The organism is Microbacterium salsuginis, from assembly GCF_012524205.1.
Lineage (GTDB): Bacteria > Actinomycetota > Actinomycetes > Actinomycetales > Microbacteriaceae > Microbacterium > Microbacterium salsuginis.
Genome location: NZ_JABACI010000002.1, coordinates 370845 through 391114 on the forward strand (window position 1 = coordinate 370845; position 20270 = coordinate 391114).

The 20270-nt window shown below is 70.2% G+C and carries 17 protein-coding genes; 13 read left to right on the forward strand and 4 right to left on the reverse strand.

Translation table 11 applies throughout. The features are described from left to right. Positions 1 to 17: 17 nt before the first annotated feature. Positions 18 to 707, reverse strand: a complete 690-nt coding sequence (locus HF576_RS08815) for a glycosyltransferase family 29 protein (protein WP_168912428.1) — start codon at positions 705 to 707, stop codon at positions 18 to 20. 30 nt (positions 708 to 737) lie between these two features. After that, positions 738 to 2075 carry a class I SAM-dependent RNA methyltransferase gene (locus HF576_RS08820; protein WP_425522986.1) on the reverse strand — a complete coding sequence of 446 codons (1338 nt, stop codon included), beginning with the start codon at positions 2073 to 2075 and terminating at the stop codon, positions 738 to 740. A gap of 43 nt (positions 2076 to 2118) precedes the next feature. Here HF576_RS08820 and HF576_RS08825 point away from each other — a divergent pair, with 43 nt between their 5' ends. Together HF576_RS08825 and HF576_RS08830 are read left to right on the forward strand one after the other, a co-directional pair. Continuing rightward, positions 2119 to 2799 carry a Maf family protein gene (locus HF576_RS08825; protein ID WP_168912430.1) on the forward strand — a complete coding sequence of 227 codons (681 nt, stop codon included), beginning with the start codon at positions 2119 to 2121 and terminating at the stop codon, positions 2797 to 2799. A 75-nt stretch (positions 2800 to 2874) separates the two neighbouring features. After that, on the forward strand, positions 2875 to 4641 hold the full coding sequence (locus tag HF576_RS08830) for an acetyl/propionyl/methylcrotonyl-CoA carboxylase subunit alpha (protein ID WP_168912431.1): 1767 nt from the start codon (positions 2875 to 2877) through the stop codon (positions 4639 to 4641). Between the two features lie 562 nt (positions 4642 to 5203). On the opposite strand, the gene HF576_RS08835 is transcribed toward HF576_RS08830, so the two are convergent. Then, positions 5204 to 6661, reverse strand: coding sequence for an NAD(P)H-quinone dehydrogenase (locus HF576_RS08835; protein ID WP_168912432.1), 1458 nt, complete (start codon positions 6659 to 6661; stop codon positions 5204 to 5206). Positions 6662 to 6755: 94 nt separating this feature from the next. Between HF576_RS08835 and HF576_RS08840 the strand changes: the two genes are divergently transcribed. From HF576_RS08840 to HF576_RS08860, 5 genes are all read left to right on the forward strand, one after another. Beyond that, complete coding sequence (locus HF576_RS08840; RefSeq protein ID WP_168912433.1) at positions 6756 to 7589, forward strand: purine-nucleoside phosphorylase; 834 nt, start codon at positions 6756 to 6758, stop codon at positions 7587 to 7589. A gap of 56 nt (positions 7590 to 7645) precedes the next feature. Next, complete coding sequence (locus HF576_RS08845) at positions 7646 to 9553, forward strand: phospho-sugar mutase (protein ID WP_343234237.1); 1908 nt, start codon at positions 7646 to 7648, stop codon at positions 9551 to 9553. Between the two features lie 113 nt (positions 9554 to 9666). Then, positions 9667 to 11157 carry an MFS transporter gene (locus HF576_RS08850; protein WP_205835066.1) on the forward strand — a complete coding sequence of 497 codons (1491 nt, stop codon included), beginning with the start codon at positions 9667 to 9669 and terminating at the stop codon, positions 11155 to 11157. A 9-nt stretch (positions 11158 to 11166) separates the two neighbouring features. After that, complete coding sequence (locus HF576_RS08855) at positions 11167 to 11736, forward strand: dihydrofolate reductase family protein (RefSeq protein WP_168912434.1); 570 nt, start codon at positions 11167 to 11169, stop codon at positions 11734 to 11736. A 68-nt stretch (positions 11737 to 11804) separates the two neighbouring features. After that, entirely contained in the window at positions 11805 to 12389 is a 585-nt protein-coding gene (locus tag HF576_RS08860; protein WP_168912435.1) for a GNAT family N-acetyltransferase, read from the forward strand. A gap of 6 nt (positions 12390 to 12395) precedes the next feature. Here the strand turns inward: HF576_RS08860 and HF576_RS08865 are convergent, their stop codons facing one another. Further along, entirely contained in the window at positions 12396 to 14333 is a 1938-nt protein-coding gene (locus HF576_RS08865) for a PTS sugar transporter subunit IIA (protein WP_168912436.1), read from the reverse strand. A 165-nt stretch (positions 14334 to 14498) separates the two neighbouring features. On the opposite strand from HF576_RS08865, the gene HF576_RS08870 reads away from it, so the two are divergent. From HF576_RS08870 to HF576_RS08895, 6 genes are all read left to right on the forward strand, one after another. Continuing rightward, the gene (locus tag HF576_RS08870) at positions 14499 to 14885 is read left to right on the forward strand and encodes a PTS sugar transporter subunit IIB (protein ID WP_168912437.1); all 387 of its coding nucleotides are present in this window, start codon (positions 14499 to 14501) and stop codon (positions 14883 to 14885) included. A gap of 17 nt (positions 14886 to 14902) precedes the next feature. Beyond that, positions 14903 to 15178: an HPr family phosphocarrier protein gene (locus tag HF576_RS08875; RefSeq protein ID WP_168912438.1), complete on the forward strand. Its 276-nt coding sequence runs from the start codon at positions 14903 to 14905 to the stop codon at positions 15176 to 15178. A 77-nt stretch (positions 15179 to 15255) separates the two neighbouring features. Further along, entirely contained in the window at positions 15256 to 16872 is a 1617-nt protein-coding gene (gene ptsP, locus HF576_RS08880) for a phosphoenolpyruvate--protein phosphotransferase (protein WP_425522989.1), read from the forward strand. Next, positions 16869 to 18542 carry a PTS mannitol transporter subunit IIBC gene (locus HF576_RS08885; RefSeq protein WP_168912439.1) on the forward strand — a complete coding sequence of 558 codons (1674 nt, stop codon included), beginning with the start codon at positions 16869 to 16871 and terminating at the stop codon, positions 18540 to 18542. Before ptsP ends, HF576_RS08885 begins: the two co-directional genes overlap by 4 nt. A gap of 122 nt (positions 18543 to 18664) precedes the next feature. Next, on the forward strand, positions 18665 to 19102 hold the full coding sequence (locus tag HF576_RS08890; RefSeq protein ID WP_168912440.1) for a PTS mannitol transporter subunit IIA: 438 nt from the start codon (positions 18665 to 18667) through the stop codon (positions 19100 to 19102). After that, positions 19102 to 20256, forward strand: a complete 1155-nt coding sequence (locus HF576_RS08895) for a mannitol-1-phosphate 5-dehydrogenase (RefSeq protein WP_168912441.1) — start codon at positions 19102 to 19104, stop codon at positions 20254 to 20256. Before HF576_RS08890 ends, HF576_RS08895 begins: the two co-directional genes overlap by 1 nt. The last annotated feature ends 14 nt before the right edge of the window (positions 20257 to 20270 follow it).

Below are 20270 nucleotides of genomic sequence, written 5' to 3' on the forward strand. Positions count from 1 at the left end.
GTGATCCTCGGGTTGGGTCAACGATGGAATCTGACGCGGCCGTCATGGATCCACGATCGCATAAGAGCCGCCTCGTTGCCGATCCGGTGCTCGGGACCTACTGGGGACGGATCCCCGTACGCGTGGTTCCACCTTGTCTGCGCCGGCTCGTCTACGAACGACAGTCCCGCAACGTCGATCCGAGCGTCCGGAAAGAGATGAGCTGCCAACCACACCATCGTTGTGCCCGTGGTAGCCCATAGCCCCTTCCACGCGTCTAGACCGATCTTATCGTTCAGCGGAAGAATGACCTCGCGATTGGAGATGGTGACGAATCCGAGATCGGACGGCCAGAAGGCGGGGACGCGCTCGTTCTCCCACAACAAACGCCCCGGCTCGATCAGGAGGTAGAGCCGACGGGTGTACTCAGCGAAGAACCACGGTGTCGCCCGAACGCCCCGGTTGAAGACGACGACGTTCGCCCTTGTTCCGACGCACGGACCGCTTTCAAGCGTATCGAGTCTGAACCCATTCACACGGAAGACGATGTCGCTTTGGTCGATCATCGCGGCGCGCTCGTCCGAAGGTCCGAGGGGCTGATTCCCCACGACGCTTACCCGCGTAATCGTTGATGAATCGGCGTACGCCTCTACGAGGGGGCGTAGCCGGTCGTAGTATTCCCGTTCGCGGTCCCCGACGACCGAGCCGTAGTGAGGAGAGCGTTCCATGATCCCCCAACCTTAGTAATCAAGTCTCCATCACGACCGCGTCAGGACGGCGACGGCCTCGACGTGATGAGAGTGCGGGAACAGGTCCAGCCCGTCGATCGACGCCGCCTCGTAGCCGGCATCGCGGAAGGTCGACAGATCGCGAGCGAGTGCGACCGGGTCGCACGCGACGTACACGACGGTGGCCGGCGTGAGCGCGCCGATGCGCTGGACGACCTCGCGTCCGGCCCCGGACCGGGGCGGGTCCAGCAGCACGACCCCGCGCGACAGACGCTCGCGTTCGGTGACGGATGCCTCGGCCTCCAGTCGCGCGAGCCACCGGTCCACGCGCCCGGTCTCGGCACGGGCGCCGACCCATTCCGCGAGGTTCTCACCGGCATGCTCGGTGGCGCGAGGGTCGGACTCGACCGTCGTCACGCGCGTCGCGGGGCCGCCGAGATCGCCGAGGGTCGCGGCGAAGAGGCCCACTCCCCCGTACAGGTCGAGATGCCATGCGTCGGGGTCGATGGCCGGGCCATCCGGCTGCGCGTCACGCAGCCGCGACGACACGAGCGTGCTCAGTGAGTGAGCCGCCAGGCGATGCACCTGCCAGAAGCCGCCGGCGTCGACGCGGAACTCCCGGCCGCCGACGCGCTCGAGCACGACCTCGGCCTTGGGCGCGGGCTTCGACGGTCTCTGGGCACGGCCGGCGCGCGGGCGTCCGGCATCCGTCCGCCGCTCCGGGCGAGGAAGCACGCGCACCCGGCCGTCGGCGGGCTGTACGAGGTCGATGCGGCCGGCTGCGTGGCCGCGCAGGCCTCGGGCCGCCGACTCGACCTCGGCGGTGGCGAGCGGCAGGTCGTCGACTTCGATGACGCGATGACTCCGCGCCGCGTATGGGCCGATGCGCCCATCTTCGTCCACGTGCAGGCTCACGCGCGTGCGCCAGCGGGTGCCGTCCGGCGTCTCGTCGTCGACGACGTCCGCGCTGTCGGAGAGGACCGGGCCCGCTGCCTGCATCGTGGCGACGGGGGCCGGCATCCCGCCGAACCGTTCGAGCGCCTCGAGCAGCACCTGCAGCTTGAGCTCGCGCTGGTGGGAGAGGGCGATGTGCCCGAAGTCGGCACCGCCGGGACGGTGCTCGGGGGCCACGTCGACGCCGGCCTGCCGCCACACGTGCGGTTGGCGGTGCGGCGACGCGTCCAGCACCTCGAGCGTCTCGGCGCGCCAGGAGGACTTCTTGCCGGTGTCGGTGAGGCGCGCGCGCACCCGTTCGCCCGGAATCGCGTCCGCGACGAACACGACGCGGCCCTCGTGGCGGGCAACGAACACGCCGCCGTGCGCGACACCCGTGATCTCGACATCGATGGTCTCGCCTGGTTCGCTCACCCGATGAGCATACGAGGCGCCGGGCGCCGCGTACCGTGGTGGCATGCGCGTGTGCCTCGCCTCGACGTCCCCCGCCCGGCTGATGCTGCTGCAGCAGTTCGGCATCCGCCCTCTCACGATCGGCCCTGATGTCGATGAGGAAGCGGTCGTCGAGGCGGTCGAGGCCTCCGAGGGGCGGCGGCTGGCTGCCGACGAGCACGTGCTGCTCCTCGCCCGCCGCAAGGCGGCCGAGGTCGCCGCGCGGCTGGCGGACGATCTCCCCGGCTTCGACGGCATCGTCATCGGCGGCGATTCGATGTTCGAGCTCGACGGGGAGGTGCTCGGCAAGCCGTATACGCCTGACAACGCGATCGCGCGCTGGCGTGCGATGCGCGGGCGCACCGGCGTGCTGCACTCGGGCCACGCCGTGGTGCGCCTCGAGCCGGGAGTGCCTCCGCGCGAGGTGCACGCGACGGCCGCGGCATCCGTCTCCTTCGTCGATGACGTGACCGATGCCGAGATCGAGGCGTACGTCGCATCGGGCGAGCCGCTGCACGTGGCGGGCGCGTTCACGGTCGACAGTCTCGGCGGGGCCTTCATCGACCGCGTCGACGGCGACCCGTCGACGGTCGTCGGGATGTCGGTGTCGACTCTGCGGCGTCTCGTCCGCGATCTCGGAGTGGAGTGGACGGCGCTCTGGAACACGACCGACCCGTCACTCGACGACACGCCGAACTTGTCGTAGGAATCCCACGTTTCTGCTCGGTTCTTGTACGAACCGGTCAAAAGTCCGATCAAACCCGTCGGTAGGCTGGCCTTCATGCCCCAGATCGCCAAGGTTCTCGTTGCCAACCGCGGCGAGATCGCCGTCCGCGTCATCCGCGCCGCCCGTGACGCCGGCAAGGCGTCGGTCGCCGTCTACGCCGACCAGGACCGCGATGCCCTGCACGCCCGCCTCGCCGACGAGGCTTACGCGCTCGACGGCTCGACCAGCGCCGAGACGTATCTGTCGATCGACAAGATCCTCTCGATCGCGCGTCGCTCCGGGGCAGACGCGGTGCACCCCGGCTACGGCTTCCTCGCGGAGAATGCGGACTTCGCGCGCGCGGTGATCGCGGCGGGCCTGATCTGGATCGGACCGTCGCCGGCGGCGATCGAGGCGCTCGGCGACAAGGTCACGGCTCGCAGTGTCGCCGAGAGGGTCGGCGCCCCCCTCGCACCCGGAACCCCGGGCCCCGTCTCGGGAGCAGACGAGGTCGTCGCGTTCGCGCAGGAGGTCGGCCTCCCCATCGCGATCAAGGCGGCGTACGGCGGCGGCGGCCGCGGCCTCAAGGTCGCCCGCACGCTCGAAGAGGTCCCGGAACTGTTCGAGTCCGCTACCCGCGAGGCCATCACGGCGTTCGGTCGCGGCGAGTGCTTCGTCGAGAAGTACCTCGACAAGCCGCGTCACGTCGAGACGCAGTGCCTGGCGGATGCCGCGGGCAACGTCGTGGTCATCTCGACGCGCGACTGCTCGCTGCAGCGCCGGCACCAGAAGCTGGTCGAAGAGGCGCCTGCGCCCTTCCTCACCGACGAACAGAACCAGACCCTCTACGACGCGTCGAAGGCGATCCTCAAGGAGGTCGGCTACGTCGGCGCCGGAACCTGCGAGTTCCTCATCGGGGCGGACGGCACGATCTCGTTCCTCGAGGTGAACACGCGCCTTCAGGTCGAGCACCCGGTCTCGGAGGAGATCACTGGCGTCGACCTCGTGCGCGAGCAGTTCCGCATCGCCGAGGGCGAAGAGCTCGGCTACGACGACCCCACCCCCGACGGGCACTCGATCGAGTTCCGCATCAACGGCGAAGACCCGGGCCGCGGGTTCCTCCCCCAGCCCGGCCCGATCCACGTGTTCAAGACGTTCGGGGGTCCCGGCATCCGTCTCGATTCCGGTGTCACCGCGGGCGACAGCGTGAGCGGCGCGTTCGACTCGCTGCTCGCGAAGATCATCGTCACCGGCCGTGACCGCGCCGAGGCGCTGGAGCGCGCCCGCCGCGCCCTCGACGAGTTCGAGGTCGCCGGGCTGCCCACCGTGATCCCCTTCCACCGCAAGGTCGTGCGCGACCCCGCCTTCACGGCCGAGGACGGCCGGTTCGGCGTGTACACGCGATGGATCGAGACCGAGTTCGTCAACGACATCCCCGCGTGGGACGGCGAGCTCGAGGCTCCGAAGCCCGTCGAGCACCGCCATACGGTCGTCGTCGAGGTCGCGGGCAAGCGCCTCGAGGTGAGCCTGCCCGACCGAGTCGTCTCGGCTCCCGGCGCCATCGGTCGCCCCGTGGCCGTACCCCCGTCGCGGCGCTCGCATGCGCCGACGGTCGTGGCCGGGGCATCCGGAGACGCCGTCAAGGCGCCCATGCAGGCGACGATCGTCAAGGTCGCCGTCGAGGACGGCCAGCAGGTCGTCAAGGGCGACCTCGTGGTCGTGCTCGAGGCGATGAAGATGGAGCAGCCGATCCAGGCGCACAAGGACGGCGTCATCGGCGGCATCAACGCCGACCCGGGCACCACGGTTTCAGCCGGCCACCAGCTGCTCACCATCAGCTGACGGATCCCGGATGCCTCGCGCCAGGCATCCGTCCCCCTCCCGCCGACCCGCCGCCACCCCGACTCCCCAGCGAAAACACCAGTCCGTCACGCGACACGCCGCGAGGCAACGCCCGCCCCCGGCGCGTCGCCGTCACGGGCTGGTGTTTCCGCAGTGGGAACCGACCGCGGCCACCAGCTGCTCACCATCAGCTGACGGATCCCGGATGCCTCGCGCCAGGCATCCGTCCCCCTCCCGCCGGCCCGCCACCACCTCGACTCCCAGCGAAAACACCAGTCCGTCACGCGACACGCCGCGCGGCAACGCCCGCCGCCGGCGCGTCGCCGTCACCGGCTGGTGTTTCCGCAGTGGGAACCGACCGCGGCCACCAGCTGCTCACCATCAGCTGACGGATTCCGGATGCCTCGGCCCGAGGCATCCGTCCCCCTCCCGCCGGCCCGCCACCACCCCGACTCCGCAGCGAAAACACCAGTCCGTCACGCCACACGCCGCGCGGCAACGCCCGCCGCCGGCGCGTCGCCGTCACCGGCTGGTGTTTCCGCAGTGGGAACCGAGCCCGGGCTCAGCCGCCGTAGATCGTGTGGTCGACGACGTGCATGGCGCGGGCGGCGTCGGTGATGCTGCCCGACAGCGACGGGTACACCGCGAACACGCGCGAGACCTGGTCGACCGTCAGGCGCCGCTCCACCGCGATCGCGATCGGGTAGATCAGCTCGGACGCGCGCGGGCCGACGATGACGCCGCCGATCACGGTGCCGCTGCCCTGGCGGGCGATGAGCTTGACGAAGCCGTCCTTGATCCCCATCATCTTGGCGCGCGGGTTCGCCGCGAGCGGGAGCTTGTGGACGACGCCGTTGATGAGGCCGTCGGCGATGTCCTTCTCCTGCCAGCCGATCGTCGCGATCTCGGGCGCGGTGAAGATGTTCGAGGTGATGCGGCGGTGCTCGAGCGGGATGACGACGTCGCCGAGCGCGTGGAAGACAGCCGTCCGGCCCTGCATCGAAGCGACCGACGCGAGCGGGATGAACGACGTGCAGTCGCCCGCGGCGTAGATGTTGGGCACCGAGGTGCGCGCGACGCGATTCACCTGGATGTGACCGGAGTCGGTCATCTGGATGCCGGCCTGCTCGAGGCCGATCCCCGAGGTGTTGGGCACCGACCCGACCGCCACGAGACAGTGGCTGCCCTCGACCGTGCGGCCGTCGCTCAGGGTCACCACGACGCCGTCGCCGACGTTCTCGACCTTGTCGGCGCGCGACTTCGACAGCAGCGTCATGCCGCCGCGCTTGAACACCTTCTCGAGCACCGCCGCCGCGTCGGAGTCCTCGCCGGGCAGCACCTGGTCGCGGCTCGAGACGAGCGTCACCTTCGCGCCGAGGTTCATGTAGGCGCCCGCGAACTCGGCGCCGGTGACACCGGAGCCCACCACGATGAGGTGCTCGGGGATGGCGGTCATGTCGTACAGCTGCGTCCACGTGAGGATGCGGACGCCGTCGGGCTTCGCGGTGGGCAGCTCGCGCGGTGAGGAGCCGGTTGAGACGACGAGGGTATCGGCCTCGATGCGATCGAAGTCGGTGCCACCGGCACCCGTCGACACGACGACCGCGTTGTCGCCCTCGAGGCGTCCGTGGCCGGAGATGATGCGCACACCCGCTTCCACGAGCGAGGCGCGCATGTCGTCGGACTGCTGCCGGGCGAGCGAGAGCAGCCGCTTGTTGACGGCGTTGAGGTTGATCGCGATCTCGGGCTTGAGAGGCTTGCCGTCCTTGCCCTTGGCGAACAGCTGCACGCCGAGGTCGCTGGCTCCCGAGATCGCCACCGCGGCGTCGGCTGTCGCGATGAGCGTCTTCGACGGCACCACGTCGGTGATCACCGCCGAGCCGCCGATGCCGGCGCGTTCGACCACCGTCACCTCCGCTCCGAGCTGGGCGGCGGCCAGCGCCGCTTCGTAGCCTCCGGGTCCGCCGCCGATGATGGCGACGCTCTGCGTGCGCTCGAAGCTCAAGGACATGTGCTCCATTCTCTCCTGACGGATGCCCCGGCCACGACCGTGCCGCCGCTTCGGTGTCGCCGGCTCGCTGGCCCTTGCGCCGCCGGGTTCCTAGAGTGGGGGCATGTCAGACACCACCGGCAATCCTCTCGACGACCCCGCCGCCGACCCGTTCGAGGTCGCTGCCCAGGCCGCAGAGGACATCGCGCGCATCACCGGCGTGGCGCGCCACGACATCGCGCTCACCCTCGGCTCCGGGTGGGGTAAGGCCGCCGAGCTCGTGGGCGAGACGACGGCGACGTTCCCTGCCACGGAGGTCACCGGGTTCAGCGCCCCCGCGCTCGCCGGGCATGTCGGCACGCTCCGCAGCGTCGTCACCCCCAGGGGACGGCACGTGCTGGTGATCGGTGCGCGCACCCACTTCTACGAGGGTCACGGGGTGCGTCGCGTCGTGCACAGCGTCCGCACGGCCGCGGCCACTGGGGCGCGCACGATGGTGCTCACCAACGGCGCCGGAGGCATCAAGCACACGTGGACTCCTGGGCAGCCGGTGCTCATCAGCGACCACATCAACCTCACGGGCGCATCACCGCTCGAAGGGGCGACCTTCATCGATCTGACCGACCTCTACTCGATGCGGCTGCGCGACCTCGCCCGCACGATCGACCCGAGCCTGGACGAGGGCGTGTACTGCCAGTTCCGGGGTCCGCAGTACGAGACGCCGGCCGAGGTGCAGATGGCGAAGTCGTTCGGCGGTCACATCGTGGGCATGTCGACGGCGCTCGAGGCCATCGCAGCACGGCAGGCCGGCATGGAGGTGCTCGGGTTCTCGCTCATCACGAACATGGCCGCCGGCATCCAGACCACCCCGCTCAGCCATCACGAGGTCATCGAGGCCGGCCGTGAGGCCGAGCCGGTGATCTCGTCCCTGCTCGCTCGCGCGATCGGCGCGATGTGAACGGCGCGGAAGTGCCGGCGGCCGATCCTGAACGTCAGGAGCCCGCGCCCGACAAGGTGCCCGCAGGCGGTGGCTCGATCCTCGAGTCCGCGCGGGCATGGCTCGCACAGGACCCCGACGGCGAGACCCGCACCGAGCTGCGCGAACTGCTGGCTGCGGCCGAGTCCGGCGAAGCCTCCGCGCTCGCCGAGCTGACCGATCGATTCTCGACGCGACTCGCGTTCGGCACCGCCGGGCTGCGCGGGGCGCTCGGCGCCGGCAGCAATCGCATGAACCGCGTGCTCGTCGGGCAGGCCGCGGCGGGCCTCGCCGCATACGTGCGTGAGAAGGCGGGCATGCCGGCACTCGACGCCGGCGGGACGGATGCCACGGCACAGCCGGCCGGAGACGCCGAGACCGAGACCGAGCACGAGACCGAGGAGACGCCCGGGTCCGCTCAGGGGGAACCGGCCGGCGACGCCGGGACCGACGGCCCGACCGCGGACGCGCTCGTGCAGCCCCCGACCGTGGACGCCCTGGCCGCCGAGGGTCCCGAGACCCCGGGCATCCTCGATGACGCGCCCGTCGTGGTGATCGGGTTCGACGGTCGCCGCAACTCCGACGTGTTCGCGCGCGACTCGGCCGAGATCTTCGCCGGTGCCGGGCTGCGTGCCATCCTCATGCCGCGCCTCCTGCCCACGCCCGTCCTGGCCTTCGCCGTACGTCACTTCGGCGCGGCGGCGGGCGTCATGGTCACCGCCAGTCACAATCCGCCCGACGACAACGGCTACAAGGTCTACCTCGGAGGCGACGACGACGGCTCGCAGATCGTGTCGCCCGCGGACGCAGAGATCGCGGCGCACATCCAGGCGGTCGCCGATGCCGGGGACATCAGCACGCTGCCGCGGTCGCTGGCGTTCGAGGTCGCGACCGAGGAGGTCGTCGATGCCTACATCACCGCGACCGCCGCGGTGGCGCCGGCTCCTGCCGGCGCGCACGGCCTTCGATGGGTCTACACGGCGATGCACGGCGTCGGGTGGGAGACCCTGTCGCGCATCGTCGAGGTGGCCGGGTACCCGTCCCCGATTCCCGTGACCCCGCAGCTCGAGCCTGACGGCACCTTCCCGACGGTCGCCTTCCCCAACCCGGAGGAGCCGGGCGCCATGGACCTCGCGTTCGCGGCGGCTCGCGAGGCCGGCGCAGACCTCGTCATCGCGAACGACCCCGACGCGGACCGGCTGGCCGTCGCGATTCCCGACGACACGGCCGACGGCGGCTGGCGTCGCCTGAGCGGTAACGAGATCGGTCTGCTCCTGGGCTGGCGCGCAGCCCAGCGCGTCGCAGCCGAGGGCGCGACGGAGGGCGCATCCCTGGCGTGCTCGCTGGTGTCGTCGCCGGGCCTGCAGGCGGTGGCTGAGCACTACGGCCTCGCCTTCCATGCGACCCTCACCGGCTTCAAGTGGATCTCGCGCGCCCCCGGCATCGTGTACGGCTTCGAAGAGGCGCTCGGCTATCTCGTCAACCCCGAGACCGTGCGCGACAAGGACGGCATCTCGGCCGCCGTCGCGATGCTCGGGATGGTCGGCGAGGCGCGCGGGCGCGATGCGTCGCTCGCCGACCTCCTGCACGAGTTCGACGACACGTTCGGCTCGTTCGCGAGCGACCAGGTCTCCGTTCGCGTCGACGACGTGTCGCAGATCGCCCGCATCATGCAGGCGCTGCGGTCACGGCATCCGGAATCCGTCGGCGACGCCGCCGTCGAGCGCGTCGACGATCTGCTCGAGGGTGTCGACGACCTTCCGCCGGGCGATGTGCTGCGGCTGTGGCTGGCCGACGGCGCTCGCCTGATCGTGCGGCCGAGCGGCACCGAGCCGAAGCTGAAGCTCTATCTCGACGCTCGCGGCGATTCACGAGACGACGCCGCGGCGCGCATCGCGGCACTCGCCGCCGGCGCTCGCGCGCTCCTCGCCGAGTACGGCGGCTGAACCGGGGGTTCGTACCCGTGCGCGGTGTCCGACCCCCGTGCTAGAGTCACGTTCGCGATATATCGCGATGCGATATCGCGGGGGAGATTCCGCATCGATACGAGGAGCGAATGATGACCGGCGCGCGGGAGAACGACGAGACGGATGCCTCGGCCCCGGCCCCCACTCCCCCTGAGGCTTCACCGCTCGGCGCCGCCGGGCTTGCCGGAGCCACGGATGTGACACCCGGCGAGGGATCGAGCACTCCCGTCGCAGCGGATGGGGGCGACGAGACGCCGGATCCACCGCACTGGCTCCGCAACGTCGTGCTGTTCCTGGGCGGACAGACGGTGACGCTGTTCGGCTCGATGCTCGTGCAGTACGCCGTGTTCTGGTACCTGACGATCACCTACCAGTCCGGCCTCGTGATGACTCTGGCGGCGGTCTTCGGATTCCTGCCGCAGGCGATCGTCTCGATCTTCGGCGGCGTGTGGGCGGACCGCCACAACCGCAAGTACCTCATCATGGGCGCCGACGCCGCGATCGCGGTGACGACGCTGGCACTGGCGCTGATCATGATGACCGGCTACGACGCGGTATGGCTGATCTTCGCGACAATGGCGATCCGCTCGGCGGGTGCCGGCATCCAGATGCCGGCCGTCTCGGCCCTGCTCCCCCAGATCGTGCCGACGCGCAACCTCATCCGCGTCAACGGGATCAACGGCTCCATCCAGTCGGCGATGATGCTGCTGGCTCCCGCCGCCGCCGGGGGTCTGTACGCGTGGGCGTCGGCAGCCTCGGACGGCACGGCGGCCTCGCTCATCCCGATCTTCTTCATCGACGTCGTGACGGCGGTGATCGGCATCGGGATCGTGGCGCTCATCCCCGTCGCAACGATCCGCCGAGCCGGGGATGTCGAGACCGGCTACTTCGCCGACCTCGTCGACGGCGTCCGGTACATCGTGAACCACGCGTTCGTGCGGTGGCTGCTGGTGCTCTTCGCGATCATCTTCCTGCTCACCGTGGCCCCGTCGAACCTCACGCCGCTCATGCTGGTGCGCACCTTCCCCGCGGGCGAGGCGCAGGACGTGGTCAACCTCGCGGTGCTCGAGATCGCCTTCAGCATCGGGATGATGCTCGGAGGCATCCTCGTCGCGTCCTTCTTCGCCAAGCGCAGCCGGATCGGGCTGATCATCGTGTCGTCGCTCGTCTTCGGTGCACTCTCGATCGGGCTGGGCCTGTCGTCGAACATCTGGGTCTTCTTCGGCTTCATGTTCCTCGTCGGCCTCGCCGTGCCCTTCTTCTCGACGCCGTCGATGACCCTCCTGCAAGAGACCGTCGAGCCCGAGCGCCAGGGCCGCGTGTTCGGCTTCGTCGGCATTGTGATGGCTGTCGCGATGCCGATCGGCATGGTCGTGTTCGGTCCCCTCGCCGATATCATGCCGATCGAGGTGCTGCTGATGGCCGCGGGTGTGCTGACGTTCATCGTCGTCGGCCTCGCGGTCTGGCTGCCGGCTGGTCAGCGGGCGATCGCCGCCGCCCGGCGAGCCGCCAGTGTGGGCGGCGAAGACCCGGCAACGGCCGCGGCTGTCGTCGAGGCCGAGATGCACACGAAGGACGCATGAGAGGAAGAGATGAGAACCCTTCGATACTCGATCAACGTCACGCTCGACGGCTGCTGCCATCACGAGGCAGGGCTGCCGCCGGACGAGGAGTCGATGCGCTACTGGACCGCCGAGATGGAGCGGGCCGACGCCCTGCTCTTCGGCCGGGTGACCTACGAGATGATGCAGTCCGCGTGGCGGAGGCCGGCCACGGGCACGTGGCCCGACTGGATGCGTGACTGGGAGACGCCCTTCGCGGAGGCCATCGACGGGGCGAAGAAGCACGTGGCGTCGAGCACGCTCGACGAGGTCGACTGGAACGCCGAGCTGGTGCGCGGCGACATCGGGACGGCGGTTCGGCGCCTCAAGGAGGAGCCGGGCGAGGCCCTGTGGGTGGGTGGCGTGGCGCTTCCCCTGGCGCTGGCGGATCTGGGACTCATCGATGAGTACGAGTTCGTCGTGCAGCCCGTCCTCGCCGGACACGGCCCGACGCTTCTCGCGGGGCTGCGCGAGCGCATCCAGCTCGAGCTCGTGCACCGTCAGGAGTTCCGGTCGGGCGCCGTCGCACTGCGGTTCCGGCCCGCGGGAGCCGCGGCGTGACGTGACGTGCGGGTACGTGAACCGCGTCAGGGCTGAGGGTGGCGCGCGGTGAGCCCTAGGCTCGAAGGATGCTGCTGACGACACCCGTCACCCTCGAGAATGCCTTCGTGCGCCTCGAGCCCCTCGTTCCCGAGCACGAGCAGGACCTCGCCGACGCCTCCGTCGGGCTCGAGCACGCGTGGTACACCTCGGTGCCGCGGCCCGGCGCGACCAGTGACGACATCGCGCAGCGCCTCGAGTGGCGCGACGCGGGCATGATGAACCCGTGGGCGGTGCGGCGCCTCGACACGGACCGCGTCGTCGGGACCACGACCTTCTGCAACATCGACCAGCCCAACCGCCACGTCGAGATCGGGCACACGTGGATCGGCGTCGAGGCGCAGCGCACGGCAGTGAACACCGCTGCGAAGCTGCTGCTGCTGTCGCACGCCTTCGAGGCGTGCGATGCGATCGCAGTGGAGTTCCGCACGCATTGGCACAACCGGCAGTCCCGCGCGGCGATCGCCCGGCTCGGGGCGAAGCAGGACGGCGTGCTGCGCAATCACCGCCTCGGCCCCGACGGCACGCTCCGCGACACCGTGGTGTTCTCGGTCCTCCCTCACGAGTGGCCCGCCGTGAAGCTCGGCCTGCAGGAGCGCCTCGCGCGCGGCTGACCCGGGTCAGCCGTCGATCACGGCGACGAGCTCGTCGAGGAAGGCCGCAAAGGACGTCGCACGGCGAACGATGCGCTGCACGCTGTCGCGCTCCGAGAAGACCTCGACGAACTGCTCGAACACCGTCTGGAACGCCTCGCGGTCGGTCTCTGAGAACGCCACCAGCGCGACCACCTGCACGCGCCCGTCGCCCCACGGGATCGAGGGGTCCGCGATGCCGATGGCGATGGCGGTGCGGGATGCCGTCATCCCGAGCGCGTGCGGCACCGCGAGCGCATCGGTGAACGCGGTCGACGAGAGCTGCTCGCGCTGGATCGTCCGCTCGACGTAGTCGTCGTCGATCACGCCGCGCGCGACGAGACGCTCGCCGAGCAGGCGGATGACTCCCTCCTCGCCGAGCGCGGGGTCCAGCCCTCGCACGAAGCCGGTCGGCTCGAAGTACCGCTCGAGCTCAGCGCGCAGCCGCGCGAGCCGGCGAGAGCGACGGATGCGGCCGGCCGCGGCCTGCACGCGCTCGACGTCCGCGTCGGTCAGGAACGGCTGGATGCGCACGATCCGCTCTCCCGGCACCGCCGGGTCGATCGTGGTGAGGACGAGATCGGTGTCGATGGACGCCCAGTCGGGATCGACGCGCGTCTCTACGCCGACCACCTCGATCGCCTGCCCGAGCGAGCGGTCCACCGACGAGCGCAGCAGCTCGTGCAGCTCGTAGTAGCCGGGGCACACGATCGTCGCGGTGAGCAGCTGATCGGCCTGGCGGCTGCGTTCCAGGCGTCCGCCGACGTGCATCGCGATGTACGCGATCTCGTCGTCGAGGAGCGGGATGTCGAGCCGCTCGTGCAGGCCGTTGGCGATGAAGACCGCCACCTCGAAGATCATCGGGTAGGTCGACTTGAGCGACCGTGTCAGCGGGTTGCGCGACCACGCCTGCTCCCGCGCGCGCAGCCGCAGGTTCTGCACGTGCAGCGCGAGCCGCAGCAGGAAATCCTCGTGCACGATGTCGACGAGGAATTCCGCCGCCGCCTGGCCGACGATGTCGCGGACGGCGGACTCCACCTCGGGTTCGAGCTGCGCCCGGGTGCGCTCGCGGGCGCTGTCGGCCTGGGCAGCGCCAGGGGCGACGACCCGCGTCAGCACGAGGATCGCGAGGTGGCGCAGGTCACCGGCGCCGAGCCGCACGTCCAGGTGGCGCTCGGCGAGCTCGGCGATGACGGCGGCGACCTCCGCCTGCTCGGCGCGCTCATCGCCGGCGACGGCCACGGTGTCGAGGGGCCGGTCGCGAGAGACCCGGTCGGCGGCGATCGCGATGTGCATGACGACGTCGCCGATGCCGAACTCGTTCACGAACCAGCCCATCGTGCCCAGTCGCTCGACGAGCTCCGTCTTGAACGGACCGAACGCCTGGGCGCCCACCGAGCCTTCGCCCAGGGTGCGGCGCAGCGCCGAGAGATCGAAGGAGCCGGCATCCATCTCGTCGTGCGCGAGCCGGCTCAGCAGCCGCCGCTGTGCGCTCTCAGTGCCGCGCAGGCGCGCGCGCGAGGCGGACCGTTCGAGCGTGAGCTCGGTGCCGCCGAGCAGTCCGCGCACGCGCGCCAGATCGGCGTCGAGCGTCGCGGGAGAGACGTGCAGCGCGTCGGCGGTCTCGAACACGTCGATCCCGTCGGGAGCGTCCAGCAGCGCCCGTACCAGCGTGTGAAGCCGATCACGCGGCGTGCCGGCGTCGCCGGCCGCGCGCAGCGCGACGGCCGCGTCCGACCCGGCGCGGTAGCCCTGCGGGCCCGACTCGACAGCGATCCCGGGCGCGACGCGGGCGTTGAGGGACGTGACATACGAGCGGATGCTCCGCGGCGTCACGCCCAGCGCATCGGCGAGAGTCGCAGCGGTGGCCCATTCGCCGTCGCGCACGAGGAAGCCGAGAAGCCGGTCCTGTCTCGCCCTCGTCACGCTGCCAGTCAACCACGCGGTCAGGGCGGCGTTCGCGGAGCTTCGTCTCGATCCGCTCGCTCGACGAGCGGCGCGGGCGGCGTACGGTTTCCGCCCCCGCGGAAGAAGGAGTGGTTGTCGGCTCCCAGGTGTTTCACAAGAATGGGCAGACGAGGAGGCGGGTCGATGAGGATCCTGGTGGTCTGCGGAGCTGGTGCCTCGAGCACCTTCGTCGCTCAGCGCGTCCGGCACGCCGCACACGACCAGGGCCTTGCCTACATCGCCTTCGCCGGCACCGAGCAGTCGCTTCCGATCGACCTCGATGCCGCCGACGTCGTCCTCGTGGGGCCGCACCTCGGTCATGCGCTGGAGCGCATCGAACGGGATGCCGCGCCGCGGGGCACGACGGTGGTGCTGCTGCCGCCCGACATCTTCACGGATCTGGACGGCACCCGCACGCTCGCGCTGGTGCGCGCCGCGGTCGGAGGCTCCGGGGGGCCGCTTCCGGCCGCGGAGCCGGCGCCGGCCCCACAGACCACCTCCGAACCCGACAGCGACGGCCACGACATCTGACAGAGAGGTCACACGACATGCCACCTATCTCCCGTACGGTCAGGATCGGCTCCTCGCACGGGCTGCACGCCCGCCCCGCGAAGCTGTTCGCGCAGGCGGCGAAGGATGCCGGCATCCCGATCACGATCGCCAAGGACGCGGGCAGCCCGGTCAATGCGGCGAGCATCCTCGGGGTGATCGCGCTCGGGGTCGAGCAGGGCGATTACGTGACGCTGACCGCCGATGGCGAGGGCGCCGAGGCGACGCTGGACACCTTGGCCGAGCTGCTCTCGACCGACCACGACGCGGCATGACCATGGCCGAGCAGGTGACTCGAGAGCTTCGAGGTGTCGGAATCGGGCTGGGCGTGGCCCAGGGACCGGTCGCGCGCATGGCCGAGCCGCTGCCGGCCCCGAGCGATGCGGCGAGCACGCTGAGCGCCGACGAGGAGAAGGCGCGGGTGACGGATGCCGTCGCCGCCGTCGCGCGCGAGCTCGAGCAGCGCGGGGCCCAAGCCGGCGGTGCCGCGCAGGACGTGCTCGAGGCGCAGGCGATGATGGCAGAGGACCCGAGCCTCGCCGACGAGGTGGACGCGCGGCTCGCGCAGGGCAAGACCGGCGAGTATGCGGTGTTCGACGCGTTCGCGTCGTTCCGCGACCAGCTCACCGCGATGGGCGGCTACCTCGGCGAGCGCGCCGCCGATCTCGATGACGTCGCGCAGCGGGTCATCGCCCGGCTGCGCGGCGTCGCCGCTCCGGGCGTGCCCGATCCAGGGCATCCGTTCGTCCTCGTCGCGAAGGACCTCGCGCCGGCCGACACTGCTCTGCTCGATCTCGACAAGGTGCTGGCGCTGGTCACGACCGAGGGCGGGCCGACCTCGCACACGGCGATCCTCGCCCGCGAGAAGTCGATCGTGGCGGTGGTCGGCACGGTCGAGGCCAAGGGTCTGCGCGACGGACAGACGGTGATCGTGGATGCCGCGGCCGGCGTCGTCACCACCGATCCGACGCCGGACGAGCTCGAGCGCGCACAGAACCGCGCCGCCGCGCGCGCCGCGGCGGCCACGGCTCCGGTGACCGACGGCGCCCTCGCGGACGGCACACCCGTGCCGCTGCTGGTGAATCTCGGCAACGCCGACGCCGCCGCCGAAGCGGTGGAGCTCGGAGCGGAGGGCGTCGGGCTGTTCCGCACCGAGTTCCTGTTCCTGAGCGCGAACCAGGCGCCGACGGTCGAGCAGCAGCGCGAGGCGTACACCAAGCTGCTCGCCGCGTTCCCGGGCAAGAAGGTCGTGGTGCGCGTGCTGGATGCCGGGGCCGACAAGCCGCTGCCGTTCCTCAACGACGCCCACGAAGAGAACCCGGCGCTCGGGCTGCGAGGTCTCCGGGCCCTGCGCGCGAGCGAGGACATCCTGCGAGAGCAGCTCACAGCCCTCGCCGAAGCGGATGCCGCGACGGGCGCCGATCTGTGGGTCATGGCGCCGATGGTGTCGACCGTCGAAGAGACGCAGTACTTCGTCGACATCGCGCGCGACTACGGCGTGAAGACCGCCGGAGTCATGGTCGAGGTGCCGTCGTCCGCGCTCCTGGCCGACCGCATCCTCGAGCACGCCGACTTCGCGTCGATCGGGACCAACGACCTGACGCAGTACACGCTCGCCGCCGACCGCTTGCTCGGCTCGGTGGCGACGTTCCAGGACCCGTGGCATCCGGCCGTCCTTCGCCTCATCCGCGAGGTCGGCGACGCCGGCCGCGCCACCGGCAAGCCCGTCGGCATCTGCGGCGAGGCGGCGGCCGATCCGCTGCTGGCCGTGGTGCTCGTCGGGCTGGGCGCGACGAGCCTCTCGATGGCCCCGACGGCGCTCGCCGACGTGCGCGCCACACTGCTCGAGCACACCCTCGAGGGCGCGCGAGAGATCGCCCAGGCCGCTCTCGCGGCCGATTCCGCGGCATCCGCCCGCACCGCGGCCCAGGAGGCCGCCTCCACCCGGAAGAAGGAGACACAGCCATGACAACGGCGTCTGCGCCCACATCGGGCATGAACAAAGCGCGTATCGGAGTTCAACGCTTCGGCACGTTCCTCTCCGGCATGATCATGCCGAACATCGCGGCGTTCATCGCCTGGGGTTTCATCACGATGCTCTTCATCGCGGTGGGATGGCTGGGATGGTGGGAGCCGGTCGCGCCGCTCCTCGGCGGCTTCGGAAATGCCGATGTGATCAACTGGCCCGGCGCGATGACCGCGATCGCCTTGGACGAGGATGGCAACCCGTTCAACCAGTTCGTCGGCCTTGTCGGTCCGATGATCACCTATCTTCTGCCGCTGCTCATCGCCAACACGGGCGGTCGCATGGTGTACGGCGAGCGCGGTGGCGTGGTCGCGACGATCGCCACGATGGGCGTCATCGTCGGTACGAACATCCCGATGTTCCTTGGCGCGATGATCATGGGCCCGTTCGCAGCGCTCGTGACCAAGTGGATGGACAAGATCTGGGACGGCAAGATACGGCCCGGGTTCGAGATGCTGGTGAACAACTTCTCCGCAGGCATCCTCGGCATGCTGCTCGCTATCCTCGGATTCTTCGTGTTCGGTCCGGCGATCCTGTGGGTCAGTGACGTCCTAGGTCTCGCTGTCGGATTCCTGGTGACGGCGGGGCTACTTCCGCTTGTGTCGATCATCGTCGAGCCGGCAAAGGTGCTCTTCCTCAACAACGCCATCAACCACGGTGTGTTCACGCCTCTCGGCATCGAGCAGGCGACCGAGACCGGCAAGTCGATCCTGTTCCTGATCGAGGCCAACCCGGGCCCCGGGCTCGGCCTTCTCCTCGGCTTCACGTTCTTCGGAATCGGGGCCGCGAAAGCGTCCGCGCCCGGCGCCATCATCATCCAGTTCTTCGGCGGGATCCACGAGATCTACTTCCCGTATGCGTTGAGCAAGCCGATGACGATCCTGGCACTCATCGCAGGTGGAGCCACCGGGGTCACGACGAACATGCTGCTGAACGGCGGCCTCGCCTTCCCGGCCGCGCCGGGAAGCATCATCGCGGTTACAGCCGCGGCTTCCAGCCCCGCAGCGGGTGGCTTCGGCAATCTGCTCGTGGTTTACCTCTCGGTGCTGCTCGCGGCGACGGTGACATTCCTCCTCACCGCTGTAATCCTGCGCGCCTCGCGAAAGCGCGACCTTCTCGCCGAGGCCGACGCGTTCGGGGCGGCGATCAGCCAGACCGAGGCGAACAAGGGCAAGTCGTCCGCAGCCATGGACGCTCTGCGCGCTTCCGATGCCAGGGACCGCACGGCGGTCCGCGACGCGGAGGAGGCGCTTGACAAGCTCGAGACTGAGGCGGAGACCGGCGGACTCGCCGACGGCGGTGTCCTGACCACCAAGACAGTGCGCAACATCGTGTTCGCGTGCGACGCCGGCATGGGCTCGTCCGCGATGGGCGCGAGCGTGCTGCGCAACAAGATGAAGAAGGCGGGCATCGAGGACGTCACGGTCGTCAACAAGGCGATCGCGAACCTGGATGCCTCGGCCGACCTCGTCATCACGCAGAACCAGCTCACCGACCGGGCGCGTCAGCAGACGCCGAACGCCGTCCACGTCTCAGTCGACAACTTCATGAACTCGCCGAAGTACGACGAGGTCGTGGACCTCGTCCGCGCGCAGCACGAGGATGGTGCGTAGCTGAGACAGCGGTGGAGCCGGGCGGCGGGAGGCCCCCGGCTCCACCGCCTCGGCTCCACCACACGCAAGACGGCAGACGACACCGAGACAGCGGCATCCGGAATCGACGAAAGGCGGCAGACATGGCACGGGACGTTCTGAGCATCGGGCAGGTGCGCATCCACTCCGGCAGCGCGACGCGCGAGGAGGCGATGAAAGAGGCGGCCGACATCCTGGAGGCCTCCGGCGCCGTCACGGGTGCGTACTTCGACGCGATGCAGCAGCGCGAGCAGACCGTCTCGACCTACATGGGCAACGAGCTGGCGATTCCGCACGGCACGAACGAGACGAAGGACGCCATCCTCGAGTCCGCGCTGTCGGTCGTGCGGTACGACGGGGGTGTCGACTGGGGCGGCGAGCCGGTCACGTTCGTGATCGGGATCGCCGGCAAGGGCGACGAGCACCTCGAGATCCTGTCGCAGATCGCGATCCTCTTCTCGGAGGAGGACGAGGTCGAGAAGCTCAAGGCGGCGCAGTCCCCCGAGGAACTCTTCTCGCTCGTGTCGGCCGCGGGCGTGTGATGAAGGCCGTCCACTTCGGCGCGGGCAACATCGGCCGAGGCTTCGTCGGGTTGCTGCTGCACGAGGGCGGGTACGACCTCGTCTTCTCGGACGTCGCGGCCGCGCTCGTCGACGCGATCAACGCCGCTTCGTCGTACACCGTGCACGAGGTGGGCGAGGGCGGACGCGACATCGTGGTGACCGGCTTCCGGGCGATCAACAGCGCCGAGCATCCCGACATGGTGATCGATGAGATCGCCGTGGCCAACGTCGTCACCACGGCGGTGGGCCCGACCGTGCTGAAGTTCGTGGCTCCGCTTATCATGTCGGGGCTGGCGCTGCGGAATCCGGCGTCTCCCCCGCTCCAGATCATGGCGTGCGAGAACGCCATCGGCGCGACCGACCTGCTGCGCGGCGAGATCGTGGCCCTTGCCGGCGATGCGTGGGACGCCCTGGCGTCGCGCGCGGTGTTCGCGAACACCGCGGTCGACAGGATCGTGCCGGCGCAGGCCCCCGGCGACGGAGTCGATGTGACTGTGGAGCCGTTCTTCGAATGGGCCATCGAAGGGGATCCGTTCGGCGACGACCCGCCCAACATCCCGGGCGCCCACTTCGTCGACGATCTCGCGCCCTATATCGAGCGCAAGCTCTTCACGGTCAACACCGGCCACGCGGCCACGGCGTACTTCGGGGTGCAGGCCGGCGTCGAGACCATCTCGGAGGCGCTCGCCGACGACGACATCGCGGCGCGCGTCAGCGCGGCGCTGGAAGAGACCTCGGCCCTGCTCGAGGCCAAGCACGAGTTCGATGCGGCGGAGCTCGCCCGGTACCGGGCGACCATTCTGTCCCGGTTCGCCAATCGGGCACTCCCCGACACGGTGTGGCGCGTCGGCCGGCAGCCGCTGCGCAAGCTGTCCCGGAACGAGCGTTTCGTGGGGCCGGCCGCCGAGGCGGCCGAGCGCGGGCTCAGCGTCGACGCGCTCGTCGACGCGATGGGCGCGGCGCTCGCGTTCGACGACTCCGAGGACGCACAGTCTGTGGATCTGCAGCGGATGCTGCGGGAACAGGATGCCGCGTCCTTCACCGAGGCGGTCACCGGCCTGGAGCCGGGGCATCCGCTCTTCCCCCGTGTTCAGGCGGCCGTCGCCGCCCGGCAGGCCGAGCTCGGGCACTGAGCACCGCGGGTACG